Consider the following 24,463-nt stretch of genomic DNA (forward strand, 5'->3'; position numbering starts at 1 on the left):
CCGGGTAGCGTGAGGCATGGCGAATGTGCTGCACCTGATGAACGCGGGGGAGGCTGCTCTCCCCTGGTCTGGAAGCCGAGGTGAGGCAGGTGGCGAAGACCGCTCTGGCGCGGCACGCGGCGCAGTTGGAGTTGGACGGCGTGGACGTGGCGATGTACGTCACTCCCTGGACACTGCCGGAAACGGGAGTCCTGGGGGACGCACCCCTGCCCCACTGGGTTGTCACATTGACGCCCGACAATCCGAATTTCCTGTCTGCTTGGCACCATGAGGTGCCCGCTACCCTGGCCCACGAACTCCACCACGCGCGGCGCTGGCGGGGCCGGATTACGGAAAGACGCTGCTGGAGGCACTGGTCTTGGAGGGCCTGGCCCAGCACTTCGAGGTGGAGGAACGCGGCGAGCCGCTGCCTTACGCCCGGATTCCCGACGACCTGAACGCGCTCTGGCAATGGGCGCAGGCCGAACCGGATGAGCCCAGCCACAGCCACGCCGCCTGGTTTTTCGGTTCGCCGCTGGCCGGGCTGCCATGCTGGGCCGGGCACGCGCTCGGGTACGAACTCGTGCGGCGTTTTCTGGTCTTTAAAGGTGGCGATGCTGTCACCCACGCCGATGCTCCCGCAGACCCGATTCGGGGCGCATGGCGGCTCTGAGATCAAATCTCCTGCAAAGGCCGCTCCGCCAGCCACTCCGGCACCTCGTCCGGTGCGTAGGTGTCGAAGGTCAGGCGGGTGAGGCTGACGAGGGGATGCCCTTCCAGCGGTCCCTCCTCCCCCCGGCGGTCCACGATGCAGGCGATGGCAACGCAACGGCCGCCGAGGGCCTCCACAGCGCGGACGGCTTTCAAGACGCTGCCCCCGGTCGTCAGCACATCCTCCACGGCGACGAAGGTTTCACCGGGCGTGACCGTGAACGCCTCACGGACCTTCATGCCGCCCTTCCCGTCCTTCTCTGCGAAGATGGCGCGACTTCCGAAGTGCCGGGCGACCTCGTAGGCGAGGATTACACCGCCCATCGCGGGGCCGACGAGGGTTTGGGACTGAATGCCCGCCTCACGCAACTTTCCGGCAAGGGCCTGCCCGATCCTCTCCGTCAGGTGGGGGTATTGCAGCACGGTGGTGGATTGGAGGAACTTGGGCGAGTGGCGGCCCGACGCGAGCAGAAAATGGCCCTCGTGGTACGCGCCCGCCTCCCGGTACAGCGCCAGAACGTCCATGCGGCGAGTATCGCATTCCAGGGCGGCCGACAGGTGCATGATGGTGCATGGATTCGCCCGCCCATGCCCCGACCTTTCCGCACGCCCACGCCCTCCGCTCCCGCCGCCTGCTCCTGGGAATTCCCCTCACGGAACTCGCGCGGGCGGCGAGTCTTGAGCCACATGTGCTGGAGGCGGTCGAGCGCGGCGAGTACGACCCGCGCAGCCTGCACGCCCTGGCCCGGCGGGTACTGGAACGGCGACTTGACCTGTCGCTGTAACGCGGCCCGGGCCTCGTGGGAGGCCGCATGAACCAGGCTTACGTGGACGCCAGTTGGCACGAGCAACCCGACGGGCACGGGGTCGGCGGGTGGGGGCTGGTGCTGCTCGTTCCGGGCGAGTTGCCCGCCCGCTTCCAGGGCCAGATGAACGCGCCCGACAACAACGCGGCCGAGCTGCGGGCCGTCCTGGAGGCCGTGCGCCACGCTCCCGAAGGTGAGCCCCTTACCGTCTACACCGACAACGAGGCGGTCATCGCGTCGGTGGGCCGCGGCCGGGGACCCCACCTGCTCGCCGAGGCCGCCCGCGAAGTGCAGGACGAGGTGGAGGCCCGGAAGGTGACCCTGCGGGTGGAGTACACGCCGCGCACCCGGCGCCACATGCTCGTCGCCCACGACCTCGCCAACGACGCGCGGCGGGGACTCACCACCCCCGCACTACATGGGCCACACGCGGACGTGCTGATCGAGCAGCGGCCCGCCGTGCCCGAGGCCCGGGTGAGCCTGCGCCGGTACGGCGAGCGCGTCACGGCCCTCGTGAACCTCGACCCCCTCTCGGCCGTGCCGCCGAGCGCACAGGCCCTGCTGGCCGCCGTCACCCTCGCGCGCCCGGGAGAGGTGCTGCTGGTGCGCCGGGCCAGCAAGGTGGCGCAGGCGCTGTGGCAGCGGCCCGAAAGAGCCCTGCGCCCCGCCGCCCTCGCCCAGCTTCAGGAGGCAAGGCAGACGGCCGACGGGATGGGCGTGCAGGTGCAATTCCAGCCCGCGGGGTGAACGGGCGAGCTGAGGATTGCAAACGCCTCTCCTTCGGAACTAGCAGTTCCGGCTTCTGTAGGGCAGGCGAGCGCCTGCCACCCCCCACCTAGCCTCCCCCGCAAGGGGGGAGGAGCCGAAAGCACAAAAGCTCTTGCTTCTCAAAACCGTCTCCTGTGGACGGCCAGTTCCCGCCACTAGGTCGCTCTCGCACGGCCTTCACCCCGCCTTGCTCGCGCAGCAAAACGGTGGGCCCGCGACTTGGAATACAGCAAGATCAAACCTTGCGCGTCGAGGAGAACGGCCACAGGCGAGATGGACGAGCCCTTTGCCGAGCGCCCCCCTGCCCTCTGAGTAGGGGGGCAGGGGGTGGGCCACCCCTGCGACTGGGCAAGTCCCTCACACCTCCGTCGTCTCCCCCGGCTCCAGCACCCGAACCTCCACCCCCCGCGCCTGCCCCTCCCGCGCAAAGACCTGCGGATCGCCGACCAGCGGCGGGAACGTGCCGTAGTGCATGGGAATGGCCACGCGGGGCCGCAGCAGTTCCAACGCGCGGGCCGCCTCCTCCGGCCCCATCGTGTAGTGGTCCCCGATAGGCAGCAGTGCCACGTCCAGCACCCGGTCGCCGATCAGCCGCATGTCGCCGAACAGGTTCGTATCGCCTGCGTGGTAGACCCGCACGCCGCCCATCTCGATCACGAGCCCGGTGGGCATTCCGCCGTAGGTGCCGTCCGGGAAGGAGGACGAGTGCCAGGCGGGGGTAAAGGTGACGCTGCCCCACTCCTGACGCACCCTGCCGCCGATGTTTGCACCGATAGCGTTGTGGGCGCCGTTGCTGTGCGCGTACCCCCCGATCTCGGCGGTGCCGATGACCGGCACTCCGGCCCGCCCGAAGTCCAGCGCGTTCCCCCAGTGGTCGCCGTGCGCGTGGCTGATCAGCACCGCGCTGACGTTCCAGCCGAGTGCCTCGGCCAGCGTCACCGGCGACTTCGGGTTCCCCTCAATGAAGGGGTCGATCAGGACGCGGTGATCACCACTCTCCAGCAAGAAGGCGCTCTGCCCCAGGAAACGAATCTGCATGGGGTCAGTGTAGGCACGAGGGACGGGGGGCCGCCCTGACCGTTCTCTCACGCTCTGAGGTTTCTCACCGCCACCGTGAGAGGTCCGTCAGGTTCGGGCCCGTATAGTGGGCGGGTGCCGCACGGTTGTCCCGCGGCGGGAAGGAGCGCCGCGCATGTCCCTGTTTCCCGGTGACGTCAGTCCACGGGACGTGCTGGACGTGCTGCTTGTCGCGTTCCTGATCTACCAGGGCTACCTGCTGGTGGTGGGCACCCGGGCGGTGAACGTGCTGCGCGGCATCCTGGTGTTCGCCGGAGTGTGGGTGGCCGCGCAACTGCTGGGCCTGACCACCCTGAGCTATCTGCTGGGCCGGGCTGGAACAGTGGGCCTTTTCGCGCTCGTGGTGCTGTTCCAGCCCGAGTTGCGCGCGGCGCTGGAGCGGGTGGGGCGTCCCCGCGGGCGCGACCTGGGGGCGAGCGGCGCGGCCCTCCAGGACCTCGCCCGGGCGATGGAGCGCCTCGCCGAACGCAAGACCGGGGCCTTGATCGCCATTGAGCGCCGCACCCCGCTGGGCGAGTACGCGGCGACGGGGGTGGCGCTCGACGCCGTGGTGAGCGTGCCCTTCCTGGAGGCGCTGTTCGCCCGCAACGCGCCCCTTCATGACGGCGGTGTGATCCTCCAGGGGTCGCGGGTGGTCGCGGCGGGGTGCCTCTTTCCCCTGCAGTCGAGTGACGGCACCTACCGCCGCTACGGCACCCGGCACCGGGCGGCCATCGGCCTCTCTGAGCTGACGGACGCGGTGGTGCTGGTAGTCAGCGAGGAGCGGGGCAGCATGCGGATCGCGCTCGCGGGGCGGCTGGGGCCGGACCTGAACGGCTCGGAACTCCGCGAGCAGCTCCGCGCCCTGGTGTACGACCGGGCCGACCTGAACGGGGAGATCGCTCCTCCCCCTTCTCCCGCGGCCGAGGCGGGGCCGGGTGCCCAGCGCGAGCGGGGGGGCGCGTGAGGGGCGGGCAGCTCGGGCGCTGGATCGACCCGCGTTACGCCTGGCGGCGGGTGCTGCACAACCTTCCCGCCAAGCTGCTGTCCCTGGCGGTGGCGGTCACGCTCTGGCTGGTGGCGACAGCCGACCGCCGGGCGAACGTCGAGCAGGGGTACGACGTGCCGGTCACGGTGAGCGACACGACCGGCGAGCGCGGCACGGGCACCCGGGTGGTCAGCGGCCTGTCGCCGAGTACCATCCGGGTGTTCCTGAGCGGGCGCCCCGAGCGGCTGCGCGAGCTGCGGGGCGAGAACATCGAGGCCATCGTGGACGTGACCGATGTGCCGGAGGGCAGCTTCAACCGCCCGGTGCGGGTGCAGCCCCCCAGCGGCACCACACTGATTCGGGAAACGCCCGAGCGGGTGCAGGGGTTTCTCGACACCCAGCTCACCCGCACCCTGCCGGTCACCCTCAGCGTGGCGACGCCGCCGGAAAACAGCCTGCCCCGCTACGCGGTCACCCCAGCCACGGCGACGGTCAGCGGACCCGGTCAGGTGGTGACGACCGTCGAGCGGTTGGTGAACAGCCCGGTCAACCTGGGTCCCGGCGAGGAGCAGGAGACCAGCCTGATCGCGCTGGATGCCGAAGGCCAGACGGTGGAGGGGGTGACCACCCGGCCCGACACCGTCACGGTGGGTCGTCTGGACAGCGGGGAACTGCCGGTCAAGGCCGTCCGGGTGATCCTGAACGACCCGCCTGCCGGGCTGCAGGTCACTTCGGCGAGCGTGCAGCCGGGCAGCGTGCGCCTGGTCGCCGCCCCCGAACTCCTCGCCCGGCTGCGCGAGGTGCAGGGCACCGTCACCTACCGCGAGGGCACGTACACGGCCCCGGTGACCCTGCGTCTGCCTGCGGGCGCGCAGGCCCTGGAGCCCGTGAGCGTCCGCCTGACCGTGGAGCGCCGCGGGGCGGGGGCAACGGGGGGAAAGCCCGCCCCCAGATCCCCGTAATCCGATGGGGCGACCCCGACCCCTGGAGTACAGCCCCATTCTGGAAGCGCTACCAGGACGCACCTCAGAATCTGAGTGCCCGGCGGGCGTATACTCTGTGCATGGTGTGGCGAGTGAACCACGTAGCCATATGATCGCCGAACTGCTGGACCCGAGGCACCCGCTGGCTGAACTGGCGGGCTGGGACGAGCGCGTGCGGCTGATGGTGCGCCCGCGCCGCTTCGAGCATGTCCTGAGGGTGGCGGAACTCGCCTGCCGCATCGCCTGCGCCAACGGCCTGGACGAGGGGCGGGCCTATGCGGCGGGCATCCTGCACGACATCGCCCGGGACCTGCCAGACGCGGAGCTGCTGCGCCTGGCGCCCCCGGAGTGCGCCATCGACAGCGCCCACCCCCTGGCCCTGCATGGCCGCGCCGCCCGCACCCTGCTGGAACGCTGGGGCTACCGCGACCCGGTGGTGCTGGAGGCGGTTGAGGACCACACGACCGGGCCGCGCGGGAACAACGGGGTCGCCGCCTGCGTGTATGTGGCCGACGTGTCGGAGCCCGGGCGCGGCGTGAACGACGACATCCGCGAACTCGCCCTGCATGATCTGGACGCAGCGTTGAGCCGGGCCATCATTTCCAAGGTGACCTACCTCCAGGGGCGCGGTATCCAGGTGCATCCGCGCACCCTGCGTGCCTACCAGGCACTGCCGTGCATCGGGGGAACGTCTGCCGCCGTACTGCCGGGCGGCGCGCCCTCCGCACCCGGTTCCCACCCGCCCACATGACCGGCTCCTCCCCCCAGCCCTCCATCCCCGAATTCAACTTCTCCTTCGCCAATCCGCGCTCCCGGTCGCGGCTTCGGGCGGTCCAGGCCTTCGGGCTGAGCCTGGCGGCCCTGACCCTGGGCGGGCTGGCGGTGTTCAAGGCGCCTGGGGGGGCCGTCGCGGGGGCCACCACCCCCGGCGCCCCCCCGCACTTCACGGTGCTGCTGGCGGGCCGGGACATCGTGTACTGCTACTACCGCACCCCCTGCAAGGACCAGGACCAGCGCACGGGCCTGCTCCAGACGCCGAACACCGACACCCTGATGCTGGTGAAGGTGGACGGCACCCACGTGAACGTCCTGAGCATTCCGCGCGACACGAACGTCGGCCCCTTCGACCCGAACCGCGACCGGGCCGAGCAGAAGGTGAACAGCCGCTACTGGGCAGGCGGCCCCCACGCGCTGACGCAGGCGGTGGAGACGATCACGGGCGAGCGGGTGGACGCCTACGTGATCGTGCGGACGGACTACGTGGCGCGGGTGATCGGCGCGCTGGGCGGGCTGGACGTGACGGTCCCCAAGGGCGGCATCGAGTGGGTGGACCAGGCGGCGGGCGTGAACCTGAACCTGGCAGAGGGCAACCACCACCTGAACGGCGAGCAGGCGGTGCTGTTCCTGCGCGTTCGCAAGGGCTTCGGGGACGACTACGGGCGCATCGACCACCAGAAACAGGCGCTGACCCAGCTCGCCGCGCGGCTCAAGTCCCCCCAGGGGCTGAGCGCCCTCCCCACCATCCTGGGCGGCGTCGGGCATGGGGTGGAGACGAACGTGGACCCCAACCTCCTCCCCTCACTGGTGCCGTTCCTGCCGCAGCTCAAGCTGACCTTCGCCACCCTGCCGACCCAGACCATCCCGGGGACCTTCAACCTCGCGGTGGACCGGGAGGCGCTCGCGCGGGTGTGGGGCACGGGGGGCCAGGCGGAGACGGCGAACACCGACCTGCCGAGGGTGAGCGTGCGTATCATGGATGCCAGCGGCGCGGGACTCGGCCCGGCGCTCGCCCGCGCCCTGCGGACCCTGGGCTACGCCCGCGTGAGCGTGCAGGAGGCTCCCGCCAGCGGCGAGGCCAGCCAGGTGTTCACCGGGCAGGACGTGGGGCCAGCGAACACGCTCGCCGACACGCTGGGCCTTCCCCGGCTGCAAGGTGAGCGTTTCCCGGTGGAGGCGGGCGAGGTCGGTATTCTGCTGGGCAAGGACGCTCGCCAGAGCCTCGCCGCGCTGGGCGCCCTGAACGGGGGTCCCGCCGCCCAAGCCCCCCTCACCCGACCGGAGAACGAATGACCCCATACACCCCCACCGATTCCCTGCACCGTCAACTGCGCGCCATCGTGGACGCCGCCCGCGAGCGCCGCGCCGAGGACGTGGTCGTCCTGGACCTGACCGACGTGTCCTCCACCCTGGAATATTTCGTGATCTGCACCGCCACCGCCGGGCTTCAGCTCAACGCCGTGCAGGAGAACATCCGCGAGAAGGCGCAGGAGGCGGGCCTGCCCCGCCCCACCGTCGAAGGCCCCAGCGAGCGCTGGCTGCTGCTCGCCTTCGGCGGGAGCATCGTGGTCCACATCATGACGAAAGAAGCCCGCGAGTATTACGACCTGGAGGGGCTGTGGAGCGACGCCCGCACCCTCGACTTCCCCGAGCAGACGCCCAACCGGCCGGAGAGCGGCCAGCCCTCGGCGTAGGGTCGAGCCTCTGACCCCCTCCTGACATTCGCCTGACCTCGCGGCGGACAATGGAACTGATGAGCCATGTGGTCGTGATCGAGGACGAGGGCACGGTGCGGGAGGTGGTGCGCTTCCACCTGGAACGGGCCGGGCTGCGGGTCAGCGCCTTTGAGACCACGGGCGCGGCGCAGGGCACCTTGGGCACGGCAGACGCCCTGGTGCTCGACTGGATGCTGCCCGGCGAGAGCGGGCTGGGCTTCCTGCGGCGGCTGCGCGGTGACCCCGAGCTGCGCCGCCTGCCCGTGCTGATGCTCACCGCCCGCGCCGCCGAGGCCGAGCGGGTGGAGGGCCTGGAGAGCGGCGCGGACGACTACCTCACCAAGCCCTTCAGCGCGGCCGAACTCGTCGCCCGGGTGCGCGCCCTGCTGCGCCGCTCGCTGCCCGACGCGCCGCAGCAGCTCAACAACGGGCCGCTGGGCATGGACCTCGCGGCGGCGGACGCCCGGCTGTCCGGCGCGCGGCTGAGCCTCACCCGGCGCGAGTTCGACCTGCTCGCCTTCCTGACAAGGAACGCGGGGCGGGTGTACTCGCGGGGCGAACTGCTCGACCGGGTGTGGGGCGCCGACTTCTTGGGCGGCGAGCGCACCGTGGACCAACACATCACCCAACTGCGGGCGCACCTGGGGGACGATCCGGCGCGGCCCCGCTTTCTGGAGACTGTGCGCGGCAAGGGCTACCGCATGCGCCCCTGGGCCGAGGAGGGCTGATGGAGGGTGCCCCGCCCGCTCCCGCCACCCGGCCCGACGCCTGGATGGACGCCCTGCCGCAGGCCGTGCTGCTCTTCGAGGCCGAGCTGGGCGCCCTGACCGTGACCCGGGTGAACGCCGCCGCCACCCGGCTGTGGGGCGTGCCGCAGGAACGGGCGGCCGGGCGGCCCCTGCTGGAGATCGTCCGCAGGCACACCCTGGAAGCCCTCGCCGAGCGCGGCGGCGAGCTGGAACTGGAGGCAGGCGGGCGCACCCTGCGCTGCACGGCCACCCGGGCTGTGCCGGGGCAGCCCGGTGCCCTGATCGTGGAAGACATCACCGCGCATCACCGCCGCGAGGCCGAGTTGCGTGAGGCGACCGCCGTCCTCTCGCACGAGTTCCGCACGCCCGTCACGGGGCTGCGCGGGGTGCTGGAGGCGCTGGAATACGACATGCCGCCTGACCTCGCCCAGAGCTTCGTGCGTCAGGGCCTTCAGGAGGTCGAGCGCCTCGCCCGGCTGGTGGAGGACCTGGCCGTGGGTTTTCGGCCCACCCGCGCCCGCACCCTGCCTCTGGCCGAGGCCTTCACCCGGGCCGAGCGGCTGCTGGCCCCGGAGCTGACCGCGCGGGGAACGGCCCTGACCTTCGGGGCCGACCACCTCGTGCGCGCCGACCCCGACAAGCTGCTGCAGGTCCTGCTCAACCTGATCGAGAACGCCCTGAAGTACGGCCCGCCCGGGGGGGCTGTCGAGGTCGCCACCGCCCCGCGCGGCAGTTGGGTGGAGGTCGCCGTGCTCGACCACGGGGCGCCGCTGGAGGGCACCGAGGGCCTCTTCCGCGCCCACACCCGGGGACCGCACGCGACCGGTCAGGGCAGCGGCATGGGCCTGTACATCGTCCGCAGCATCGTGCAGGGCTGGGGCGGCCAGGCCTGGACCGAGCGGCGGGGCGAGCGCAACGCCTTCTGCTTCACCTTGCCGGGCGGCGTGGGCATCGGCTAGAGCCGGGGCCGGAAACCTTATCACCCTGGGCGCCAGCGTTGGGTCCCGAAGCCCTGGGTTGCTTCGCTGGTGCTCAGCCTGACAACCCTTTGGCGCCCCACCAGAGGGCGAGGTTCGGGCAGACCGGCAAAACAGGAGGGAGGAGGCGTGTTCGGCCTCCTCCCCCTTTTGAATGGCGACTCAGCTCCGGCGTGGCCCTTCGGTCGGCCCGCCCAGCTTGACCTCGGTGCGCTCCTCGGTGCGGCCGCGCCCGGCCAGACCGGCCAGACCGATCAGGCCCAGCAGCCCCCAGGGGAAGCGGCTGCCCTGCTGCTCATTCCCGGCAACGCCGTCACTTTCAGAGGTGGTGGTGACGGTGTCGTTCTGCACAGTGCCCGTCGTATCCGTCGCGGTGGTGTCCGTCGAGGTGGTATCGGTCGTCTGGGCGCTGGCCGTCACCGGGGCCGCGACCAGAACCAGGGCGACGAGGATTTTCTTGAGATTAGGGGTCATGGGTCCTCCTGCTGGATAGAAAAGGGGGCTCAGCTCCGGTTGTTGCGGCGGTCGTCGTCGTCACCGATGACCCGGACGTCCCCGGTCTCGTTGACGTCGAGCACCTCGCGGCCCACGGTATCGGTCACCGTCTGCTGCTCGGTCACGGTGCGCTTGGAGACCTCGACCTCCTCGGTCACGACCGCCTGCTTCTGGACGTTTGCCCGCTCGGCCTCCAGTTCCACGCGGACGGTCTCATTGGCGCTGTTCGTGAACACGTCGCCCTGAACCGGGCGGGCCTCCGTCACGGCGTGGCGCTCGATGACGACCTCCTCGCGCTGGAGGGGCACATTCACCGTCTCCTGGCGGGTCTCGACGTGCTTGCCGATCTCGACCTGCCCGGCGAGGTAACGCTCCTTGTTCACGCTCAGGCGCTCCTCCAGAAGCTGGAGGCGGCCCGGCGTCTTGAACATCTGGTCCGAGGTGTCCTCGTCGCGGTAGTTGTAGGAGCGGGCGGCTCCCGTTCCGGCGGCGCTCATGCCCGCCCCCGCCGCCGAGGTAGAGGTGTCGCTGTAGGTCTGGGTGGTCGAGGTCGTCGTGCTGGTATCGCCGCGCAGCACCCGCTCGTCGCTGCTCTGGACGTCGAAGGTGTACTCCTCGTCGGAGGAGTAGCGGTGCAGCGAGTCGAGCTGGGCCGACGTGAGACCGTCGAAATAGACGCCGTCGTCCTCGATGCGCGCGAGCCCGATGGGGACGATCCGGGCGCCCTCCAGGCTACCCCCTTCGTCGTCCACGAGGAGATAGCGGATCTTTCCGTAGTCGTCGTCCACCAGCACGTCCCGTACACTGCCGATGCGCTGACCGCCGCCGATGTAGGCCGCCGCGCCAATCGGGTTGTACATCCCCGTGTCCTGAAAGTCCTCGCTGTGCCTGCTGGAAATGTCGGACAGTCTGTGCAGATGTGGCATACCTTTGCTCCCTCTGAACTGGATTCGTGTTCGGGGCTATTGTCTGCATTGCGGCCCGTCTTTGTCTGAGAAGACTAAAAAGCCGATGTAACCCTAACGTTGCTTGAAGTGTTCTTCAAAGCCGGGTTAATAGGCTGGCGCGGACGGGTCCATGACCTCCCCATGACCCGGCGCCCCCCCAGGGGTGATACGTTCCTGACAGGAGCCCCCATGCGTGAAGCCCTCGAAACCGACCTGCGGACCGTCCTGAACGGCGCCCTGAACATGCTCGGCACGGTCGAGCGGATGCTGCCCCTCGCCGGGGAGGTGCTGCTGCACGGTCACACCGAGCGGCTAGGCGAGGTGCAGGCCATCGACCGCGAGGTGGACGCCCAGGAGGCGCAGATCGAGGCCGAGTGCCTGCGGATCATCGCCCTGCACCAGCCCGTGGCGCGGGACCTGCGGCTGGTCGCCCTGATTCTCAAGAGCCTGTCCGACATCGAGCGGATGGGGGACTACACCGTCCATGTCGCCCAGGACGGCGCCGAACTTGCCCAGCAGCCTGCCCTCAAGCGCTACGTGAACCTGGGGCGGATGCTGGAGCGCCTGGGCGAGATGAGCCAGAACCTCCGCACCGCCATTGCCGACCGCGACGTGACCCGCGCCGAGGCCACCATCGGGATGGACGACGAGGTCGACGAGCTGTACGAGCAGATTCAGCGCGAACTCGTCACTTACATGCTCGAAGACCCCCGCAACATCAGCAAGTCCCTGATGCTGATGCGGGTGGGCCGCAGCCTGGAGCGCATCGGCGACCACATGGAGAACGTGGCCGAGCGGGTGCGCTACTGGGTGACGGGGCAGCGGGAGGCGTAGGGGATGGGAGAAGACGGCCTCCTATAGAAGCGCCGAACGCCAGCGCTCGTCGGGGCTCGTTGCCAGGCTTTGCAGGAGATCGAGCATCATCCCGAGCGGGCGTTCCGCCCAGGATTTATCCGGTTGCGGGGAACGCCGCAGCAGAAACAGCGCGATCTGCAACTGCCGAAAGACCACCCGGGCCTCGAACGAGCCGTCGTCAGGGACGTCCCGCTCCGCGCGGTAGCCCTGAAGCATGAGGGGCGCCGCCCGCAGGGGAACGCCCGCGAAGTCGTGCGCCGCGTCGCCCCAGCCACACGCTCCCCAGTCGAGCAGCGCGACGTAGGCTCCGGACGGATCCACCATGATGTTCGTGGCCTGGAGGTCGCCGTGACGAAACACCAGGTCGGGCGTGGCGTCTGCTCCTCGCTGCTTCAGGTGATTGATCCAGGAGGAAAGCCAACGGGCCTCCGACGTGCCGACGTAGCCCTGCCCGGCGAGTTCGTCCGGCCAGGCGTCGGGCGGCGGCAGTTCTTCGGGCGTTAACTGGGCGAGAGGTCCCGTTCGTCCCACCACAGAATGGAGACGGGCCAGGTCCCGGCCCACCTCGCGGTAGGCTTCCGGGGTTTCGAGAGGAGAGAGACGGAGCTGTTCGAGCGGCTGGCCGGGAACACGCTCGTACAGACCGTAGGGAACGGGGAGTACGTCCAGGGCATCGTCGAAGGCGACCAGGGCGGGCGTTCGCACCCCCAACGCACGAACGATGTTGACGGCACGAGCCTCCTTCAACGCCGCCTCGACGAACGCCGGATGCTGGCGGGGAACGCGCAGGATGAGCGAGTCGCCAACGGCAAAAATGGCGTTGAAGATACCCACATTCGACAAACGGACGAGGGCGTACCCAGCCAGCCCGTGACGGGCCAGCAACGCCTCCAGCCGCTCCGGGGTGAACGCCGGGAACTCGGGCAGGTTCAGGGAAGCCTCCACCACCTGGGCAGAACGGGCATGTCGGACGCCGGGGATCGCCGCGAGGACCATCCATGGATTCCCTCCCCTGACTGGACCGTCAAGCCGGGGAACGTGGTCACAGCTCCCCCAGATCCTCCGCCCACAACGCCCGCATCTCCGCGCTGCGGTCCAGCAGTTCGGCGAGCGTGCCCGAGTCGGTCAGGTGCCCGTGCTCCAGCAGCAGGATGCGGTCGGCGCGGGTCAGCGCCGCGCGGCGGTGCGAGACGACGAGGCAGGTGGCGTCCGTCTCGCGGAAGAGGCCGTCCCACAGCAGGGCCTCCGTGCGGGCGTCGAGGGCACTGGACACATCGTCGAACACGAGGAGGTCGGCGTCGCGGGCGAGCATCCGGGCGACGGCGGTGCGCTGCACCTGCCCGCCGGAGAGCTTGACGCCGCGCGCGCCGACCTGGGTGTCAAGCCCGGCCGGGAGCTGCGCGAGGTCCGGCTCCAGCACGGCGAGGCGCACCGCGCGGTCCAGGCGCTCCGGGTCGCTGCCACTCAGCACGTTCTCGCGCAGGGCGTCGGAGAAGAGGCTGGGAATCTGGGCGGTGTACGCGCTGCGGGGCGGGACGAGGAAGGTGGCCGGGTCGGCGACCTCCTCGCCGTTCCAGAAGATGCGGCCGGAGTCACGCGGCATCAGGCCCAGCAGGGCACGCAGCAGGGTCGTCTTGCCGCTGCCGATGCGCCCAGTGACGACGACAAACTCGCCCCGGCGCAGGCTGAAGGTGACATCGGTCATTCCTGCCCCACTGGGGTGATGGGCAGTCAGGCCCTCCACCCGCAGTTCCTTCAGAGGGCGGGCTTCAGGCGCAGTCGCCATGACGGGCGGCTCGTCGTACAGGTGGACGGGGTGGTGGGCGACCACGGTTCCGGGCGGCGCGTCCTGGAGCAGCCGTTCCATGCGGTCATAGCTCACCCCGGTGCGGCGGTGGCGGGCAATCGCATCGCCAAAAAAGCCCATCGAGCCGGTCAGGCGCGGGAGCAGGCCGATGAACAGCACGAAGTCGGCCACGTCGAGGCCTCCGCCCCGCACCTTGTTCGCGCCCAGCAGCAGCACCAGCCCCACGGCCACGTTCACCATGTTGGTGTTCACGCCGCGGATCAGCTCGGTGAGCAGCACGTCGCGCAGGGCCGAGCGGCGGCGCACCTCGCCGAGGGCGGCCATGCGGGCGACCATCTGGTCCTCCCGCGCGGCGAGCTTGACGGCGCTGACGGCCCCGAAGGTCTCACCGATAAAGTCGGTGACGCGGGCGGTCGCCTCGCGCATCCGGCGGCGGTAGGCGCGAATCTTGGGCGAGAGGCGCTGCACGAACACGATCATCAGCAGGAGCGGCGTGCAGACGAGCAGCGTGATGACCGGGTCCACCCGCGCCATGAGCGTGATGGCGATGAGGCAGTAGGCGACCAAACCCCAGCCGTCCACCCAGACCTCGGTGTAGGCGGCCACGTCGTCCACATCGTCGCGGAAGCGGCTGACCGCCTCGGCGGAGGTGTCGGGGAGGCGGCGCGAGCCCCGGGCGGTGAGCAGGTAGCCCAGCAGGTTGCGCCGCACCAGGGCGTCCAGCGTGTACCACAGCTCGATCCACGCCACGAACGCCCCGTAGAAGATGCCGAAACGGCTCACCCGCACGAAGGCGAACCATCCCACCGACACCCAGGCGGCGGCAATCAGCGGGTCTATGGGCGCGCCCGCCGCCCGGAGCGGGTCCGCCTCCTCCAGGTGCCGGAACACCCCGCTGATGGCCAGGGTGAGCAGCGCGGGCGCGGCGTGGACCATCCCCCACATGAGCAGGTTGAAGGCGAAGAGTCCCGGCCGGTACACGAAGAGCCGCCTGGAGAGGGCGAAGGTGCGGTCATGGGTGGGGGTGGGCGAGGTAGTCATGGAAGGCTCCGCTGGAAGGTGGAGGTGGCTGATGGAGGAGAGAAGGTGGGGGGAAAGCTCCCGGGGGACAGGGGAAGGGCGCCCGCCCTCCTCACGCCAGCACCCCTTCCTCCAGCGCCTCCGTCCCCGCCCGCAGCAGCGCCGCGTAGTGGCTCTGCCCGTCGTGAGCGAGGGCGGCGCGGGGGCCGTCCTCCAGCACCCGGCCGTCGCCCAGGACGAGGATGCGGTCGGCGCGGGCCACGGTCTCCAGGCGGTGGGCGATCACGATGGCGGTGCGTCCGGCGAGCAGGCGCGTCATCGCCTGAGTGAGCTGCGTCTCGGTGGCGGGGTCGAGGCGGCTGCTGGGTTCGTCGAGGATGATCACGGCAGGGTCGCGCAGCAGCACGCGGGCGAAGGCGAGGAGCTGCGCCTGCCCCGCGCTGAGGCTGCCGGTGGGCAGGGGCGTCCGCACCCCGTCCTCCAGCCGGGCCAGCCAGCGCCCCAAGCCGACCTCGCGGAGCGCGGCCTCGACCTCGGCGTCGGGGACCGAGTCGTCGAAGAAGGAGAGGTTGTCGCGCACGCTGGCCTGGAAGAGCTGCACGTCCTGCGTGACGACTGCCACTTGGGTGCGGAGGCTGCGGAGCCGCACGTCGCGGGTATCCACCCCGCCCAGTTTCACGCTGCCCTCGGTCGGGTCGTACAGCCTCGACACCAGGCGGGTGAGGGTGGTCTTGCCGCTCCCCGTCCGGCCCAGCAGGCCGACCGTCTGCCCGGCGGGGAGGTGGAAGGAGATGTCGTGCAGCACGGGGCGCACGGTCGGGTCCTCGGGCGCGTAGCTGAAGCCCACGTGCTCGAAGCGCAGGTCGAGGGGACCGTCCGGTAGGTCGCGCGCACCCTCGGCGAGGTCCGAACGCAGGGCGAGCAGTTCACCGACCCGGGCCAGACCGGCCCCCGCCTTCTGGAGGTCCTGAAGCTGCTGGGTCAGTTGGTCGATGGGTTCCTCGACCATGCTCATGTACTGGTACAGCAGGAAGGCAGTGCCCAGCGTGATGACGCCCGCCGCATACAGGCCGACCGCCGCGCCCAGGATGCCGATGTACCCGGCCGCGAACAGGATCATGCTGAGCTGCCACACGACCGCCCGCCGCCGCCAGGAGAAGGTGCTGCGCCGGAAAAACTCGCGCTGCACCCGCAGGAAGCCGCGCAGGTGGTGGTCCCCAGCCCCCAGCGAGCGCACGTCGTCCAGGCCCGAGAGCCGTTCCTCGACGTAGCCGAAGAGCTGCGCGCTGCTCTCGCGTTCCAGGCGGGTGGGCTCCACGCCGGTTTTCCGCACCCGGTTCATGGCGATCAGGGTCACGGCCACGAAGAGGGTGATCCCCACCCCCACCCGCCAGTCCGTCAGGTAGAACATCACCACCGCGCCGGTGAGCAGCAGCGCCGCCCCGAAGACCCGCACCGCGAACTGCGAGAAGAAGTTGCTCAGGGCCGTCACGTCGCCGTCGATGCGCTCGATCATCTCGCCGGGCGTGCGTTCCTTGTGCTCGCGCATGTCGAGCGAGAGCATGTGCCGCATCAGGTCCGCGCGCAGCCGGTTGGTGGCCGTCCAGCCCACCCGCGCGCCCACGTAGGTGGCCCCGGCAGTGAGCAGTTGCACCCCCACCGCGAGCGCGATGTACAGCCCCGCCAGCCGCGCGAGCAGCCCCACGTCCGCGCCACCCCCCAGCTTGGCGTTGTCCACGAAGCGGCGCAGCAGTTGCGGCAGCAGCAGGTTCAGCCCGGTGCCCGTGAGCAGCAGCGTGGCGAGGGCGATGACCTGCCATTTCAGGGGGCCGAGGTAGGTTCTCAGGACCCCCAGCGAACCGGCACGCGGCGGTGAGGAAGAGGGGGAAGACGGCGCGTCGGGCATTGTTCCAGGCTAGGGTGCCGGGCGGCGGGGACACATCCGCCGAGTGGCGCAGTTCCGGGGAGAGGCCTTAAGACATCCCCAAGAGAGCCGCGCCGACCTCCTCCCAGGTCCGGGCCCCGGGCACGCCGAGGTCACTCAGAATGCCCTCCCACTCGTCCGGGTAGTACAGCAGGGCGCGAGCGGTCGCCTCGCGCACGTCTTCCGGGGAGAGGTGGAGCGCGGCAGCCCAGGCACGCCGGGCGGCGGGCCAGCGGCGAAACTGATTCACGGCGGGCGAGATCAGGTCGTGGGCCGGGGGCCCACCCCGCGCGTCGCTCCAGTCGATCAGCCCGGTCAGGGTGACCCACCCGCCCTGCTCCTCCAAAAGCAGGTTCAGGAAGTTCAGGTCGCCGTGCAGGAAGACGGGGGCCCTTGCGAAGCCGGGGCCGTTCCATACGACGTCCAGCAGGAATGCCTCGGCGCCCCGGGCGAGGACGGGTGGGGCGCGGAGTTCACGGGGCAGTTCGAGCCCCTGGCGCAGCAACAGCCCCGGCCAGTCGAAGGGCAGGTCGGCAGGCAGCGGCAGGGCCTGTACGGCGCGCAGCAGTTCCGCCTGCCGAACGGCCAGCCGGACTTGCTCGGGCTCCGAGAGCTCTCCCCAGACCTCCCGCAGAGGTCTTCCGGGGAGGCGCCGGGTAACGAGATATGCCCACTTTCCCAGCGCGCCCCCAGCCAGAAGCTCGGGAGTCGCCAGGGGGAGGCGGCCCCTCACCGCGCGGAGTGCCGCCGCCTCCCGCCGTGCGTCCCCGGCCCAGAAGGGGGGAACGAGCTTGACCACCGCCTCCCCGACGGCAAAGACGGCGTTCTTGCCCAGCCGGAAGCGGGTGAAGTCGCCCCCAGGCAGGGCGTGCCGCTCCCGCACCGCCTCCAGCGCCGCCCGCCAGGGCGCGAGGGGCTGGGCGTGGAGGGTCAGGAAGGCGTCGTAGGTGAGGGGCTCGGGGAGAAGCATCCCGTCAGGCTGGGCCGCTCAAGCACACACCACATCTGCCGAGTGGCGGACCCGGGGCGCCCTACAGCTCCGCCAGCTTCGCCAGCACCACCTCGGGGCGCACCGTGTAGTCGCTCGTCTTGGCCTCCACGTGCTCGAACCGCACCACGCCCGCCTTGTCGATCACGAAGACGGCCCGGCCGGTCACGGCGCGCTCGTCGATGGCGACCCCGTATTGCCGGGCCACGTTCAGGTTCATGTCGGCGAGGAGGGGCACCTCGATGCCGTACTCGGCGGCCCAGGCCCGGTGGGTATGGACGCTATCGCGGTTCACGCCCAGGACCACGGCGCCCGCCTCGGCGAAGTCGTCCTGCCGCCCCGAATACTCGGGGAGTTGCATGGAGCAGACCGGGCTGAAGTCGAGGGGGTAGAAGACCAGCACTACGTGGTTGTGCCCCTGGTAGCTGCTGAGGGTCACCGTCTCCCCCGTCGAGGAGGACAGCGTGAAATCGGGCGCGGGCTGACCGAGCAGGCTCATGGGGCTGAGTGTAGCGAGTGGGAACGGAGAAATTCGGTCCTGTCTCACCGCCCGAGTGTGAATGTTTCCCGCTTTACACCGCGTCCCAATTCATCGGTATCTGAGGAAGGAGGGACTAGCCTGGATGGGTACCGTCCACCCCCCTGCACCTCCGGACGGCAAGGAGACCGACATGGCCGAGATTCTCCCCCCGAACATGCTGAACGAGCGCCCGCGCACGCCCGCCGGGCTGCTGAGCAACCGTGAAAAAGACCGCCTGATCGAACGGGGCTTCCTGGGCCTGTACCGCTGGTACACCGCGCGCAGCCAGGAGACCCGCAACTGGAACCCCGACCGGTCCTTCGACTGGCGGCACATGAACAAGGACCTGCCGCCCGAGATCATCACGGTGATTCAGGGCTTTTTCGCGGTCGAGCAGTACGCGCCCGACTTCACCAGCCAGCTTATCCACGTGGTGCGGCGTTCGCACGGCCGCAGCCACTTCCAGCTGCGCTGGGGCAGCGAGGAGGAGAAGCACGCCGACGCCTGGGAGAACGCCGTGCTGTTCAGCGAGCAGCGCAGCCCCGAGTGGATCGAGGAGTACAAGCACCGCCTGAAGTCCCAGACCTGGGAACTCCCCTTCCCCGACGCGATCCACAACCTCGCGTACACCGTGTTCCAGGAGCGGGCCACCCAGCTCAACTACCTGAACATGATGAAGATCGCCCAGGGCAAGAGCGAGAAGCCGCACCTCAGGGGCGTGACCGACCCCGTCCTCGCCAAGGTCGCGCAGACCATCGCGGTGGACGAGGCGGCGCACTACAACTTCTTCCTCGAGGGTCTGCGGATGTACCTCTACTACTACCCCGAGCGCACGCTCGACGCGATCAAGAACGTGATCGGGGGGTTCTCCATGCCCGCAGCACAGCTCGTGCCCGACTGGCAGGAGTTCTACGAGACGGTGTACCGCGCGGGCATCTACGGTCCCCGCGACTTCTCGCGCGACGTGATGCAGGTCGCCTTCCGCAACCTGGGCATCGAGAGCCGCAAGGCGCTGGAGGAGGGGATTCGCAAGACCCGCGAGGTGCCCGACTTCGACGGCGGCAACTTCAAGACGACCGCCATCTTCGAAACGTTCGACTACGGCCAGGTCGAGGGCGACGTGCGGAGGCTGCACGTCAAGATCCAGGAGTACGAGAAGGGCATCGGCTTCGACAAGCTCGACCCCACCGAATTTGTCGAGAACCCCGAGGTGCCCAAGAAGGCGGAGGCGGGACAGGCAGCGGACGATTGAGTCACCCATCAAAACAGCGAGGCTCCTGCTCCGGCGGGAGCCTCTCGCTTTGAAGCCTGACCTGCCAGGCACGCTCGCCCCGTAAGCTGACTCCCGATGCCCGCCCTCGAAGTCTTTCTCGTCTTCCTGCGCCTTGGTCTGACGAGTTTCGGCGGTCCGGTCGCGCATCTGGGGTATTTCCGGTCGGAAGTCGTGGCGCGGCGGGGCTGGCTGAGCGAGGCGGGCTACGCGGACGTGGTGGCGCTCGCCCAGTTCCTGCCGGGTCCGGCGAGCAGTCAGGTGGGCATGACGCTGGGGTTGCTGCGGGCGGGGTGGCCTGGCTTGCTGGCGGCGTGGACGGCCTTCACCCTGCCCAGCGCCCTCCTCATGTTCGCCTTCGCACTGGGCCTGACTCGGCTGGGAAGTGTGGCGGAGGCCGGGTGGCTCGCCGGGCTGAAGGTCGCCGCCGTGGCCGTTGTCGCGCAGGCGGTGGCGGGGATGTGGGGCAGCCTGGTGACGGATCGGCTCCGGGCGGGGCTGGCGCTGGGGATGACGGCGGCCCTCCTGCTGCTGCCGGGGACCGGGACACAGGTGGGAGCGCTGCTGATCTGCGCGCTGGTCGGCTGGCGATTTCTTCCCCCCGGAACAACCGGCGAAGGCCATCTGCCGCGCGTGCCCGTCTCGCGGCCGGTGGGGCTGGCCCTGCTGCTCGCCTGCGGGGTGGGCCTCCTGCTCCTTCCCCTCCTCGCGCCCCTGGGAGCGGGGTGGGCGCTCGCGGACGCCACCTTCCGGGCCGGGGCACTGGTGTTCGGCGGCGGCCACGTGGTCCTGCCCCTGCTGGAGACGGGATTTGTCCCCCGGTTCCTGCCGCACGAGACGTTCGTCGCGGGGTATGGGGCGGCGAACGCGGTGCCGGGGCCGCTCTTCACCTTCGCCACCTACCTGGGGGCGGCGCAGGGGGCGATCCCCGCGTGGCAGGGCGCCCTGATCGCCACGCTCGGCGTCTTTCTCCCCGGCGCCCTGTTGATGGCCGGGGCGCTGCCCTTCTGGACGGCGCTCTCGGGCCAGCCCGCTGCCCGTTCGGCGCTGGCGGGGGTGAACGCAGGGGTGGTGGGACTACTTCTCGCCGCGCTGTACGACCCGGTCTTCACCTCGGGCATCCGCGGCCCGCGGGAGGCGGCGCTGGCGTTTCTGGCCTTCGGGGCACTGACGGCTGGGCGAACTCCCGCTTGGGCCGTCGTGGGGGCATGTGCGGTGGCGGGGTGGGTGCTGCTCTAGGTCCCGCCCGCCTCCTTCTCCAGCCCGTAGATCTGGAGAAACCGCCGGACGCGCGCCTCCAGGGTGGGCAGGGGCGCGACCTCGCCGCAGACCCAATCGGGCTGATAGTTGCGGCAGACGGCGGGCCGGGCGGCGTAGACGGCGCACCGGCAGTCCCTTTCCAGATGGACGCAGGGCACCCCCAGCGGCTTCCCCAACGCGTGGATGTCAGGGGCCGAGCAGCACGCCCCGCACGCCGTGCAGCGGCGCACGAGCGGGGAGCGGGGCGGGAAGTCGGGGGGCGCGACGAAGGGGTCCATAGGCTGAGTCGAGAAGACGCTATCGCCTCTACCTGGCACCCGATGTGATGCGGCTCCCTACCTGAACTCGCGGGCCGCGGCAATCAATGCGTCGTTCTCGGCGGGAGTGCCCACCGCGACGCGCAGGCAGCCCTCCAGCATGGGCAGACGATCCTGGCGGCGCACCACGATGCCGCGGTTCAGCAGGTGGCGGTAGGCGGCCTCGGCGTTCGGGGTGCGGAGCAGGTAGAAGTTGGCCTGGCTGGGGAGAGCCGTCCAGACGGGGTGATCCGAGAGGGCGCGGGTGACCCGCTCGCGCTCACGCACGACCTCGGCTGCCCGCTCGGCCACGTAGCCGGGGTTCTCCAGCGCCACCTCCAGCGCCGTCTGCGCGAGTGTGCCGACGTTGAAGGCGGGGACGAGCTTCTGAAGTTGGGTGGCGAGGGTGGGGGTGCCCAGCGCGTAGCCCAGGCGCACGCCCGCCAGCCCCCACGCCTTGCTGAAGGTCCGGAGGCTGAGGCGGTTCTCGCCCGCCCGCACGAGGTCCCGGTAGTCGGTGCCGCTGAACTGGTGGTACGCCTCGTCGAGGACGACGACCCAGCCCTCGGCGGCCTCCACGACCTCGTGCACCGCAGTTTCCGTGTCCACGAAGCCGGTCGGGGCGTGGGGCTGGGTCACGTAGAGCACGCCGGGCGGGTTCCCGCGCAGGGCCGCCTTCAGGGCCTCCACGGGCAGCGAGAAGTCGGGGTTCAGCGGCACCTGCACCAGCCGGGCGCCCAGAAGCTGCGCCTCCAGGGTGTACACGCTGAAGGTGGGGCTGACCGTCAGCACCGTCTGCCCGATCCCCGCCAGCTCGGTGAGAAGCTTGATCAGGACGTTGCTGCCCGGCGTCAGGACCACTCCCGCCGGGTCCCAGCCCTCAAAGGCGGCGACGCGCTCTTTTAATGTGTCGGCGTGCAGGTCGGGGTAGCGGTTCCACGGGCGAGCCAGCATCCGCTCGGTTGCCAGCGCCTTGAGGTCCGCCGGGAAGTCGTAGGCGCTCTCATTCTGGTCGAGCTTGATGGGTACGTCGATGGGGGTGAAGGGGTACGCGGGCACCGAGCGCACGGCGGGGCGCACCCCCGCGGGCTCGGCCGGGACCGGCACAGGAGGCTGGGAGGTCATGCCGCCCGTTCTACCACCCGTCGCGGGCCGGGGGTGGGCTGTCCACGCATACCAAACGGGCGTTCGCTTGTGCCCGTGCTAGCCTGCCCTCACAGCCTGCCATGACGGACCGCCCTGCCATCCCCCCCGAAACGTCTTCCGCCGACTCCCCCACCCGGAATCGGCGCGAGCAGATTCAAGAGGTCGCGGGCCGCCTGTTCTCCGAGCGCGGTTATCACGCGACCAGCATGCGTGACCTCGCCGGGCAACTCGGCATGCAGGGGGGGAGCCTGTACGCGCATATCAGCGGCAAGGAGGACCTGCTCGTGGAGATCGTGCAGCGGGCGGCGCGGCAATTTGACGCCGCCCTCCTCCCGCTGCGGGGCGAGGCGCTGCCCGCCGACCAGAAGCTGCGCGAGGCGATGGAGCGCCACATCCGGGTGGTGGCCGACAACATGGAGAGCGCGACTGTGTTCTTCCACGAGTGGAAACACCTTTCGCCCGCCGCCTATGCCCACGTGACGAGCTGGCGTGACACCATCGACGCCTTCTACCGCGACCTCGTGGCCGAGGGGATGCGCGAGGGGGTGTTTCGCCCCGACCTGGACGTAAAGATGACCGCCAACCTGATCCTGTCCGCCGTGAACTGGACGTACACCTGGTATCGCCCGGGGGGAGCCCTCACCCCGCGCGACGTGGCCGAGCGGTACGCCGACATGCTGCTGGGCGGGCTGCGCGCGCCATGAGCCACCCCACCGTCACCGTCCGCATCCGCGACGCGCTGCGGTACGCGCAGGGCCGGGCCGCGAAGTTGGACCGCACCCAGCAGCTCGAACTCGGCGAGAACCTGTTCATCCGCATCGGCCCCGGCGGGCGCAAGTTCCTGCTGTTTTGCCTGGACGGTGAACCCGACCAGGGCACCGCCCGTGCCATCGCGCAGGCGCTGGGGCTGAAGGACCCGCAGTACGGCTGGCACCAGGGGGCCACGCTGCGCTCGCTGACCGTGGTGGAGGCGGGGGCGGAGGGCGACGTGGAGGCGGCGATGGAAGGCGAACCGGACGGGAGCTGAGGTCCCGCGCGCACGCCTCGGTGGGTCCTCGTCCCCCTTCCGCTCAGTCCCGTCTCGTCATGTCGGCCATGTACCCACCGCCGGGCCACTGCCAGCCGCCCGTCACCGTCCGGCCATCCTCGCTGAACGTTCCCCGGTAGAAGCTCGGGGAGTCCCTCATTCCAGCCCAGATGGTGAACGTGTCGCCCTCCAGCTCGTAAACGTAATCGAGCGTCATCCCATTGGTGAAGTCGTAGACGCGCGTGTGGATGTCCGCGGACGGCTCGCCCCCGAAAGGGTGCAGATGCCCGATGATCTCGATTCCCCGGATGGGCCTCCCGTCATGCAGGAGGTCGAAGTGCTGCATCAGGAAGAAGCCGCCTTCCAGCCACTCGTAGCGGACCTCGCCCGTCGCGTCCCCGAAGACCTGCCAGGTGCCGACCAGCCGGTCGAGGCTCCTGAGGTCGGGGTTTAGTTTCGGCGGTTGGGCCGACATGCTGTTCCTCCTCTGTTGAAAGGAGTGGAATTTGAGCCACCCGGCGGGCACATCCCCCGTTACGCCGCCTCTGCCCACACGCCTTGTTCAGCCCAGCGACGCGGCCACCTGCTCCAGCAGGTCCAGCGCCCTTTGCATCCCCGTCTCCATCCCGGAGTTCAGGTGGGCGTCGCGGTCCGCCTTGCTCCGGTGCTGCACCAGGATCGCGAGGGTCGTGCGGCCATTCTTCTTGGTCAAGGTGGCGGTGTTCAGGGCCTCTCCGTCCGGTATACCTTCGTAGACCTCGGTAAAGACGATTCGCTCGTTCGGCACGATCTCGCGGTATTCGCCGTGGAAGCCGACCTCGGGGCCGCCGTCGGGGACCATCACGTAGCGCCAGGCGCCGCCCACCCGCAGGTCGATCTCGGCCACCGTCACCTCACCCAGGCCAGCGCCCCACCAACGTTTGACGAGGTCGGGGGTGGTGAAGGCGCCGTACACCAGGTGCCTGGGCGCGGCGAACTCGCGGGTGATCAAAATCTGCTCATCGCTGGGAAGGGTCACGGTCGCGGCCTTGCTCACCTGTACCACCATCTCGTTCCTCCTGCTGGAGTTCTTCCAGCACGCTGTCCAGCCGCTCGAACCGCGCGGACCACGTGCGCTCGTACTTGCTCACCCAGTCGTGGATGGGCCTGAGCGCCTGGCCGTTGAGGCGGTAGAGCCGCTGCCGCCCGCCCTCCCGCACGGCCACCGCGCCGACTTCGCGCAGCACCCGCAGGTGCTTGGACACCTGGGGCTGCGCCAGACCGAGCAGCCGCGCCAGATCGTTCACGCTGCGCTCCCCCACGGCGAGAAGGTCCAGAATCTCCCGCCGCCGTGGTTCCGCCACCGCGTTGAACGCATCCGTGGTCGTCGCCGCCCGCGCCATACGGTTATTATATACCT

General features: G+C 70.1%; 29 protein-coding genes. 15 read left to right on the plus strand and 14 right to left on the minus strand.

Annotation, left to right across the window (positions count from 1 at the left end; all coding sequences use genetic code 11):
* Positions 1–358: 358 nt before the first annotated feature.
* Positions 359–652, plus strand: a complete 294-nt coding sequence (locus F784_RS27160; RefSeq protein WP_019587173.1) for a DUF2268 domain-containing putative Zn-dependent protease — start codon at positions 359–361, stop codon at positions 650–652.
* A 2-nt stretch (positions 653–654) separates the two neighbouring features.
* Here F784_RS27160 and pyrE read toward each other — a convergent pair whose 3' ends face one another.
* Entirely contained in the window at positions 655–1,215 is a 561-nt protein-coding gene (pyrE, locus tag F784_RS0113075) for an orotate phosphoribosyltransferase (RefSeq protein ID WP_019587174.1), read from the minus strand.
* 47 nt (positions 1,216–1,262) lie between these two features.
* Here pyrE and F784_RS0113080 point away from each other — a divergent pair, with 47 nt between their 5' ends.
* Entirely contained in the window at positions 1,263–1,475 is a 213-nt protein-coding gene (locus tag F784_RS0113080) for a helix-turn-helix domain-containing protein (protein ID WP_019587175.1), read from the plus strand.
* Between the two features lie 27 nt (positions 1,476–1,502).
* A complete protein-coding gene (locus F784_RS0113085) occupies positions 1,503–2,243 on the plus strand; it encodes a ribonuclease HI (protein ID WP_019587176.1) in 741 nt (246 codons plus the stop codon).
* Between the two features lie 378 nt (positions 2,244–2,621).
* Here F784_RS0113085 and F784_RS0113090 read toward each other — a convergent pair whose 3' ends face one another.
* Positions 2,622–3,302 carry a metal-dependent hydrolase gene (locus F784_RS0113090; RefSeq protein ID WP_019587177.1) on the minus strand — a complete coding sequence of 227 codons (681 nt, stop codon included), beginning with the start codon at positions 3,300–3,302 and terminating at the stop codon, positions 2,622–2,624.
* Positions 3,303–3,456: 154 nt separating this feature from the next.
* Here F784_RS0113090 and cdaA point away from each other — a divergent pair, with 154 nt between their 5' ends.
* The 7 genes from cdaA to F784_RS0113125 all read left to right on the plus strand — a co-directional run bounded on the left by cdaA (position 3,457) and on the right by F784_RS0113125 (position 9,491).
* Positions 3,457–4,287 (plus strand): diadenylate cyclase CdaA, encoded by an 831-nt coding sequence (gene cdaA, locus F784_RS0113095; RefSeq protein ID WP_019587178.1) that lies wholly within the window; start codon positions 3,457–3,459, stop codon positions 4,285–4,287.
* Positions 4,284–5,270 carry a CdaR family protein gene (locus F784_RS23135; RefSeq protein ID WP_019587179.1) on the plus strand — a complete coding sequence of 329 codons (987 nt, stop codon included), beginning with the start codon at positions 4,284–4,286 and terminating at the stop codon, positions 5,268–5,270. The genes cdaA and F784_RS23135 overlap by 4 nt, the downstream gene beginning before the upstream one ends.
* 130 nt (positions 5,271–5,400) lie before the next feature.
* A complete protein-coding gene (gene yqeK, locus F784_RS23140; protein WP_019587180.1) occupies positions 5,401–6,042 on the plus strand; it encodes a bis(5'-nucleosyl)-tetraphosphatase (symmetrical) YqeK in 642 nt (213 codons plus the stop codon).
* Complete coding sequence (locus F784_RS0113110) at positions 6,039–7,361, plus strand: LCP family protein (protein ID WP_019587181.1); 1,323 nt, start codon at positions 6,039–6,041, stop codon at positions 7,359–7,361. The genes yqeK and F784_RS0113110 overlap by 4 nt, the downstream gene beginning before the upstream one ends.
* A complete protein-coding gene (gene rsfS / locus F784_RS0113115) occupies positions 7,358–7,762 on the plus strand; it encodes a ribosome silencing factor (RefSeq protein ID WP_019587182.1) in 405 nt (134 codons plus the stop codon). Before F784_RS0113110 ends, rsfS begins: the two co-directional genes overlap by 4 nt.
* Positions 7,763–7,821: 59 nt before the next feature.
* Positions 7,822–8,511, plus strand: a complete 690-nt coding sequence (locus F784_RS0113120; protein WP_026332462.1) for a winged helix-turn-helix domain-containing protein — start codon at positions 7,822–7,824, stop codon at positions 8,509–8,511.
* Positions 8,511–9,491: a sensor histidine kinase gene (locus tag F784_RS0113125; protein WP_019587184.1), complete on the plus strand. Its 981-nt coding sequence runs from the start codon at positions 8,511–8,513 to the stop codon at positions 9,489–9,491. Before F784_RS0113120 ends, F784_RS0113125 begins: the two co-directional genes overlap by 1 nt.
* 180 nt (positions 9,492–9,671) lie before the next feature.
* On the opposite strand, the gene F784_RS0113130 is transcribed toward F784_RS0113125, so the two are convergent.
* Both F784_RS0113130 and F784_RS0113135 read right to left on the minus strand, forming a co-directional pair.
* Entirely contained in the window at positions 9,672–9,983 is a 312-nt protein-coding gene (locus tag F784_RS0113130) for a WGxxGxxG family protein (RefSeq protein ID WP_019587185.1), read from the minus strand.
* A 29-nt stretch (positions 9,984–10,012) separates the two neighbouring features.
* Positions 10,013–10,930, minus strand: a complete 918-nt coding sequence (locus F784_RS0113135) for a PRC and DUF2382 domain-containing protein (RefSeq protein WP_019587186.1) — start codon at positions 10,928–10,930, stop codon at positions 10,013–10,015.
* A 210-nt stretch (positions 10,931–11,140) separates the two neighbouring features.
* On the opposite strand from F784_RS0113135, the gene phoU reads away from it, so the two are divergent.
* Entirely contained in the window at positions 11,141–11,785 is a 645-nt protein-coding gene (phoU, locus tag F784_RS0113140) for a phosphate signaling complex protein PhoU (RefSeq protein ID WP_019587187.1), read from the plus strand.
* A gap of 21 nt (positions 11,786–11,806) precedes the next feature.
* Here phoU and F784_RS0113145 read toward each other — a convergent pair whose 3' ends face one another.
* From F784_RS0113145 to F784_RS0113165, 5 genes are all read right to left on the minus strand, one after another.
* Positions 11,807–12,802, minus strand: coding sequence for a phosphotransferase family protein (locus F784_RS0113145; protein WP_019587188.1), 996 nt, complete (start codon positions 12,800–12,802; stop codon positions 11,807–11,809).
* 46 nt (positions 12,803–12,848) lie between these two features.
* Entirely contained in the window at positions 12,849–14,654 is a 1,806-nt protein-coding gene (locus F784_RS0113150) for an ABC transporter ATP-binding protein (protein WP_019587189.1), read from the minus strand.
* A gap of 91 nt (positions 14,655–14,745) precedes the next feature.
* Entirely contained in the window at positions 14,746–16,539 is a 1,794-nt protein-coding gene (locus tag F784_RS0113155) for an ABC transporter ATP-binding protein (RefSeq protein ID WP_019587190.1), read from the minus strand.
* Positions 16,540–16,606: 67 nt separating this feature from the next.
* Complete coding sequence (locus F784_RS0113160) at positions 16,607–17,527, minus strand: phosphotransferase family protein (RefSeq protein WP_019587191.1); 921 nt, start codon at positions 17,525–17,527, stop codon at positions 16,607–16,609.
* A gap of 61 nt (positions 17,528–17,588) precedes the next feature.
* Entirely contained in the window at positions 17,589–18,044 is a 456-nt protein-coding gene (locus tag F784_RS0113165) for a redoxin domain-containing protein (protein WP_019587192.1), read from the minus strand.
* A 172-nt stretch (positions 18,045–18,216) separates the two neighbouring features.
* Between F784_RS0113165 and F784_RS0113170 the strand changes: the two genes are divergently transcribed.
* The gene (locus tag F784_RS0113170) at positions 18,217–19,317 is read left to right on the plus strand and encodes an acyl-ACP desaturase (protein WP_019587193.1); all 1,101 of its coding nucleotides are present in this window, start codon (positions 18,217–18,219) and stop codon (positions 19,315–19,317) included.
* 96 nt (positions 19,318–19,413) lie between these two features.
* Positions 19,414–20,574 (plus strand): chromate efflux transporter, encoded by a 1,161-nt coding sequence (gene chrA / locus F784_RS0113175; RefSeq protein WP_019587194.1) that lies wholly within the window; start codon positions 19,414–19,416, stop codon positions 20,572–20,574.
* Here the strand turns inward: chrA and F784_RS0113180 are convergent.
* Positions 20,571–20,873: a YkgJ family cysteine cluster protein gene (locus tag F784_RS0113180; protein ID WP_019587195.1), complete on the minus strand. Its 303-nt coding sequence runs from the start codon at positions 20,871–20,873 to the stop codon at positions 20,571–20,573. The genes chrA and F784_RS0113180 overlap by 4 nt on opposite strands.
* Positions 20,874–20,930: 57 nt before the next feature.
* Positions 20,931–22,016, minus strand: a complete 1,086-nt coding sequence (locus F784_RS0113185; protein WP_019587196.1) for a pyridoxal phosphate-dependent aminotransferase — start codon at positions 22,014–22,016, stop codon at positions 20,931–20,933.
* A gap of 101 nt (positions 22,017–22,117) precedes the next feature.
* On the opposite strand from F784_RS0113185, the gene F784_RS0113190 reads away from it, so the two are divergent.
* The gene (locus tag F784_RS0113190; protein ID WP_019587197.1) at positions 22,118–22,741 is read left to right on the plus strand and encodes a TetR/AcrR family transcriptional regulator; all 624 of its coding nucleotides are present in this window, start codon (positions 22,118–22,120) and stop codon (positions 22,739–22,741) included.
* Complete coding sequence (locus tag F784_RS0113195) at positions 22,738–23,064, plus strand: hypothetical protein (protein WP_019587198.1); 327 nt, start codon at positions 22,738–22,740, stop codon at positions 23,062–23,064. The genes F784_RS0113190 and F784_RS0113195 overlap by 4 nt, the downstream gene beginning before the upstream one ends.
* A gap of 43 nt (positions 23,065–23,107) precedes the next feature.
* Here the strand turns inward: F784_RS0113195 and F784_RS0113200 are convergent, their stop codons facing one another.
* The 3 genes from F784_RS0113200 to F784_RS0113210 form a co-directional block, all read right to left on the minus strand.
* A complete protein-coding gene (locus tag F784_RS0113200) occupies positions 23,108–23,539 on the minus strand; it encodes a hypothetical protein (RefSeq protein WP_019587199.1) in 432 nt (143 codons plus the stop codon).
* Positions 23,540–23,626: 87 nt separating this feature from the next.
* On the minus strand, positions 23,627–24,112 hold the full coding sequence (locus F784_RS0113205) for an SRPBCC family protein (protein WP_019587200.1): 486 nt from the start codon (positions 24,110–24,112) through the stop codon (positions 23,627–23,629).
* The gene (locus tag F784_RS0113210) at positions 24,063–24,446 is read right to left on the minus strand and encodes an ArsR/SmtB family transcription factor (RefSeq protein ID WP_019587201.1); all 384 of its coding nucleotides are present in this window, start codon (positions 24,444–24,446) and stop codon (positions 24,063–24,065) included. The genes F784_RS0113205 and F784_RS0113210 overlap by 50 nt, the downstream gene beginning before the upstream one ends.
* Positions 24,447–24,463 lie beyond the last annotated feature (17 nt).

It is taken from the genome of Deinococcus apachensis DSM 19763, assembly GCF_000381345.1.
In the GTDB taxonomy this organism is placed as follows: domain Bacteria; phylum Deinococcota; class Deinococci; order Deinococcales; family Deinococcaceae; genus Deinococcus; species Deinococcus apachensis.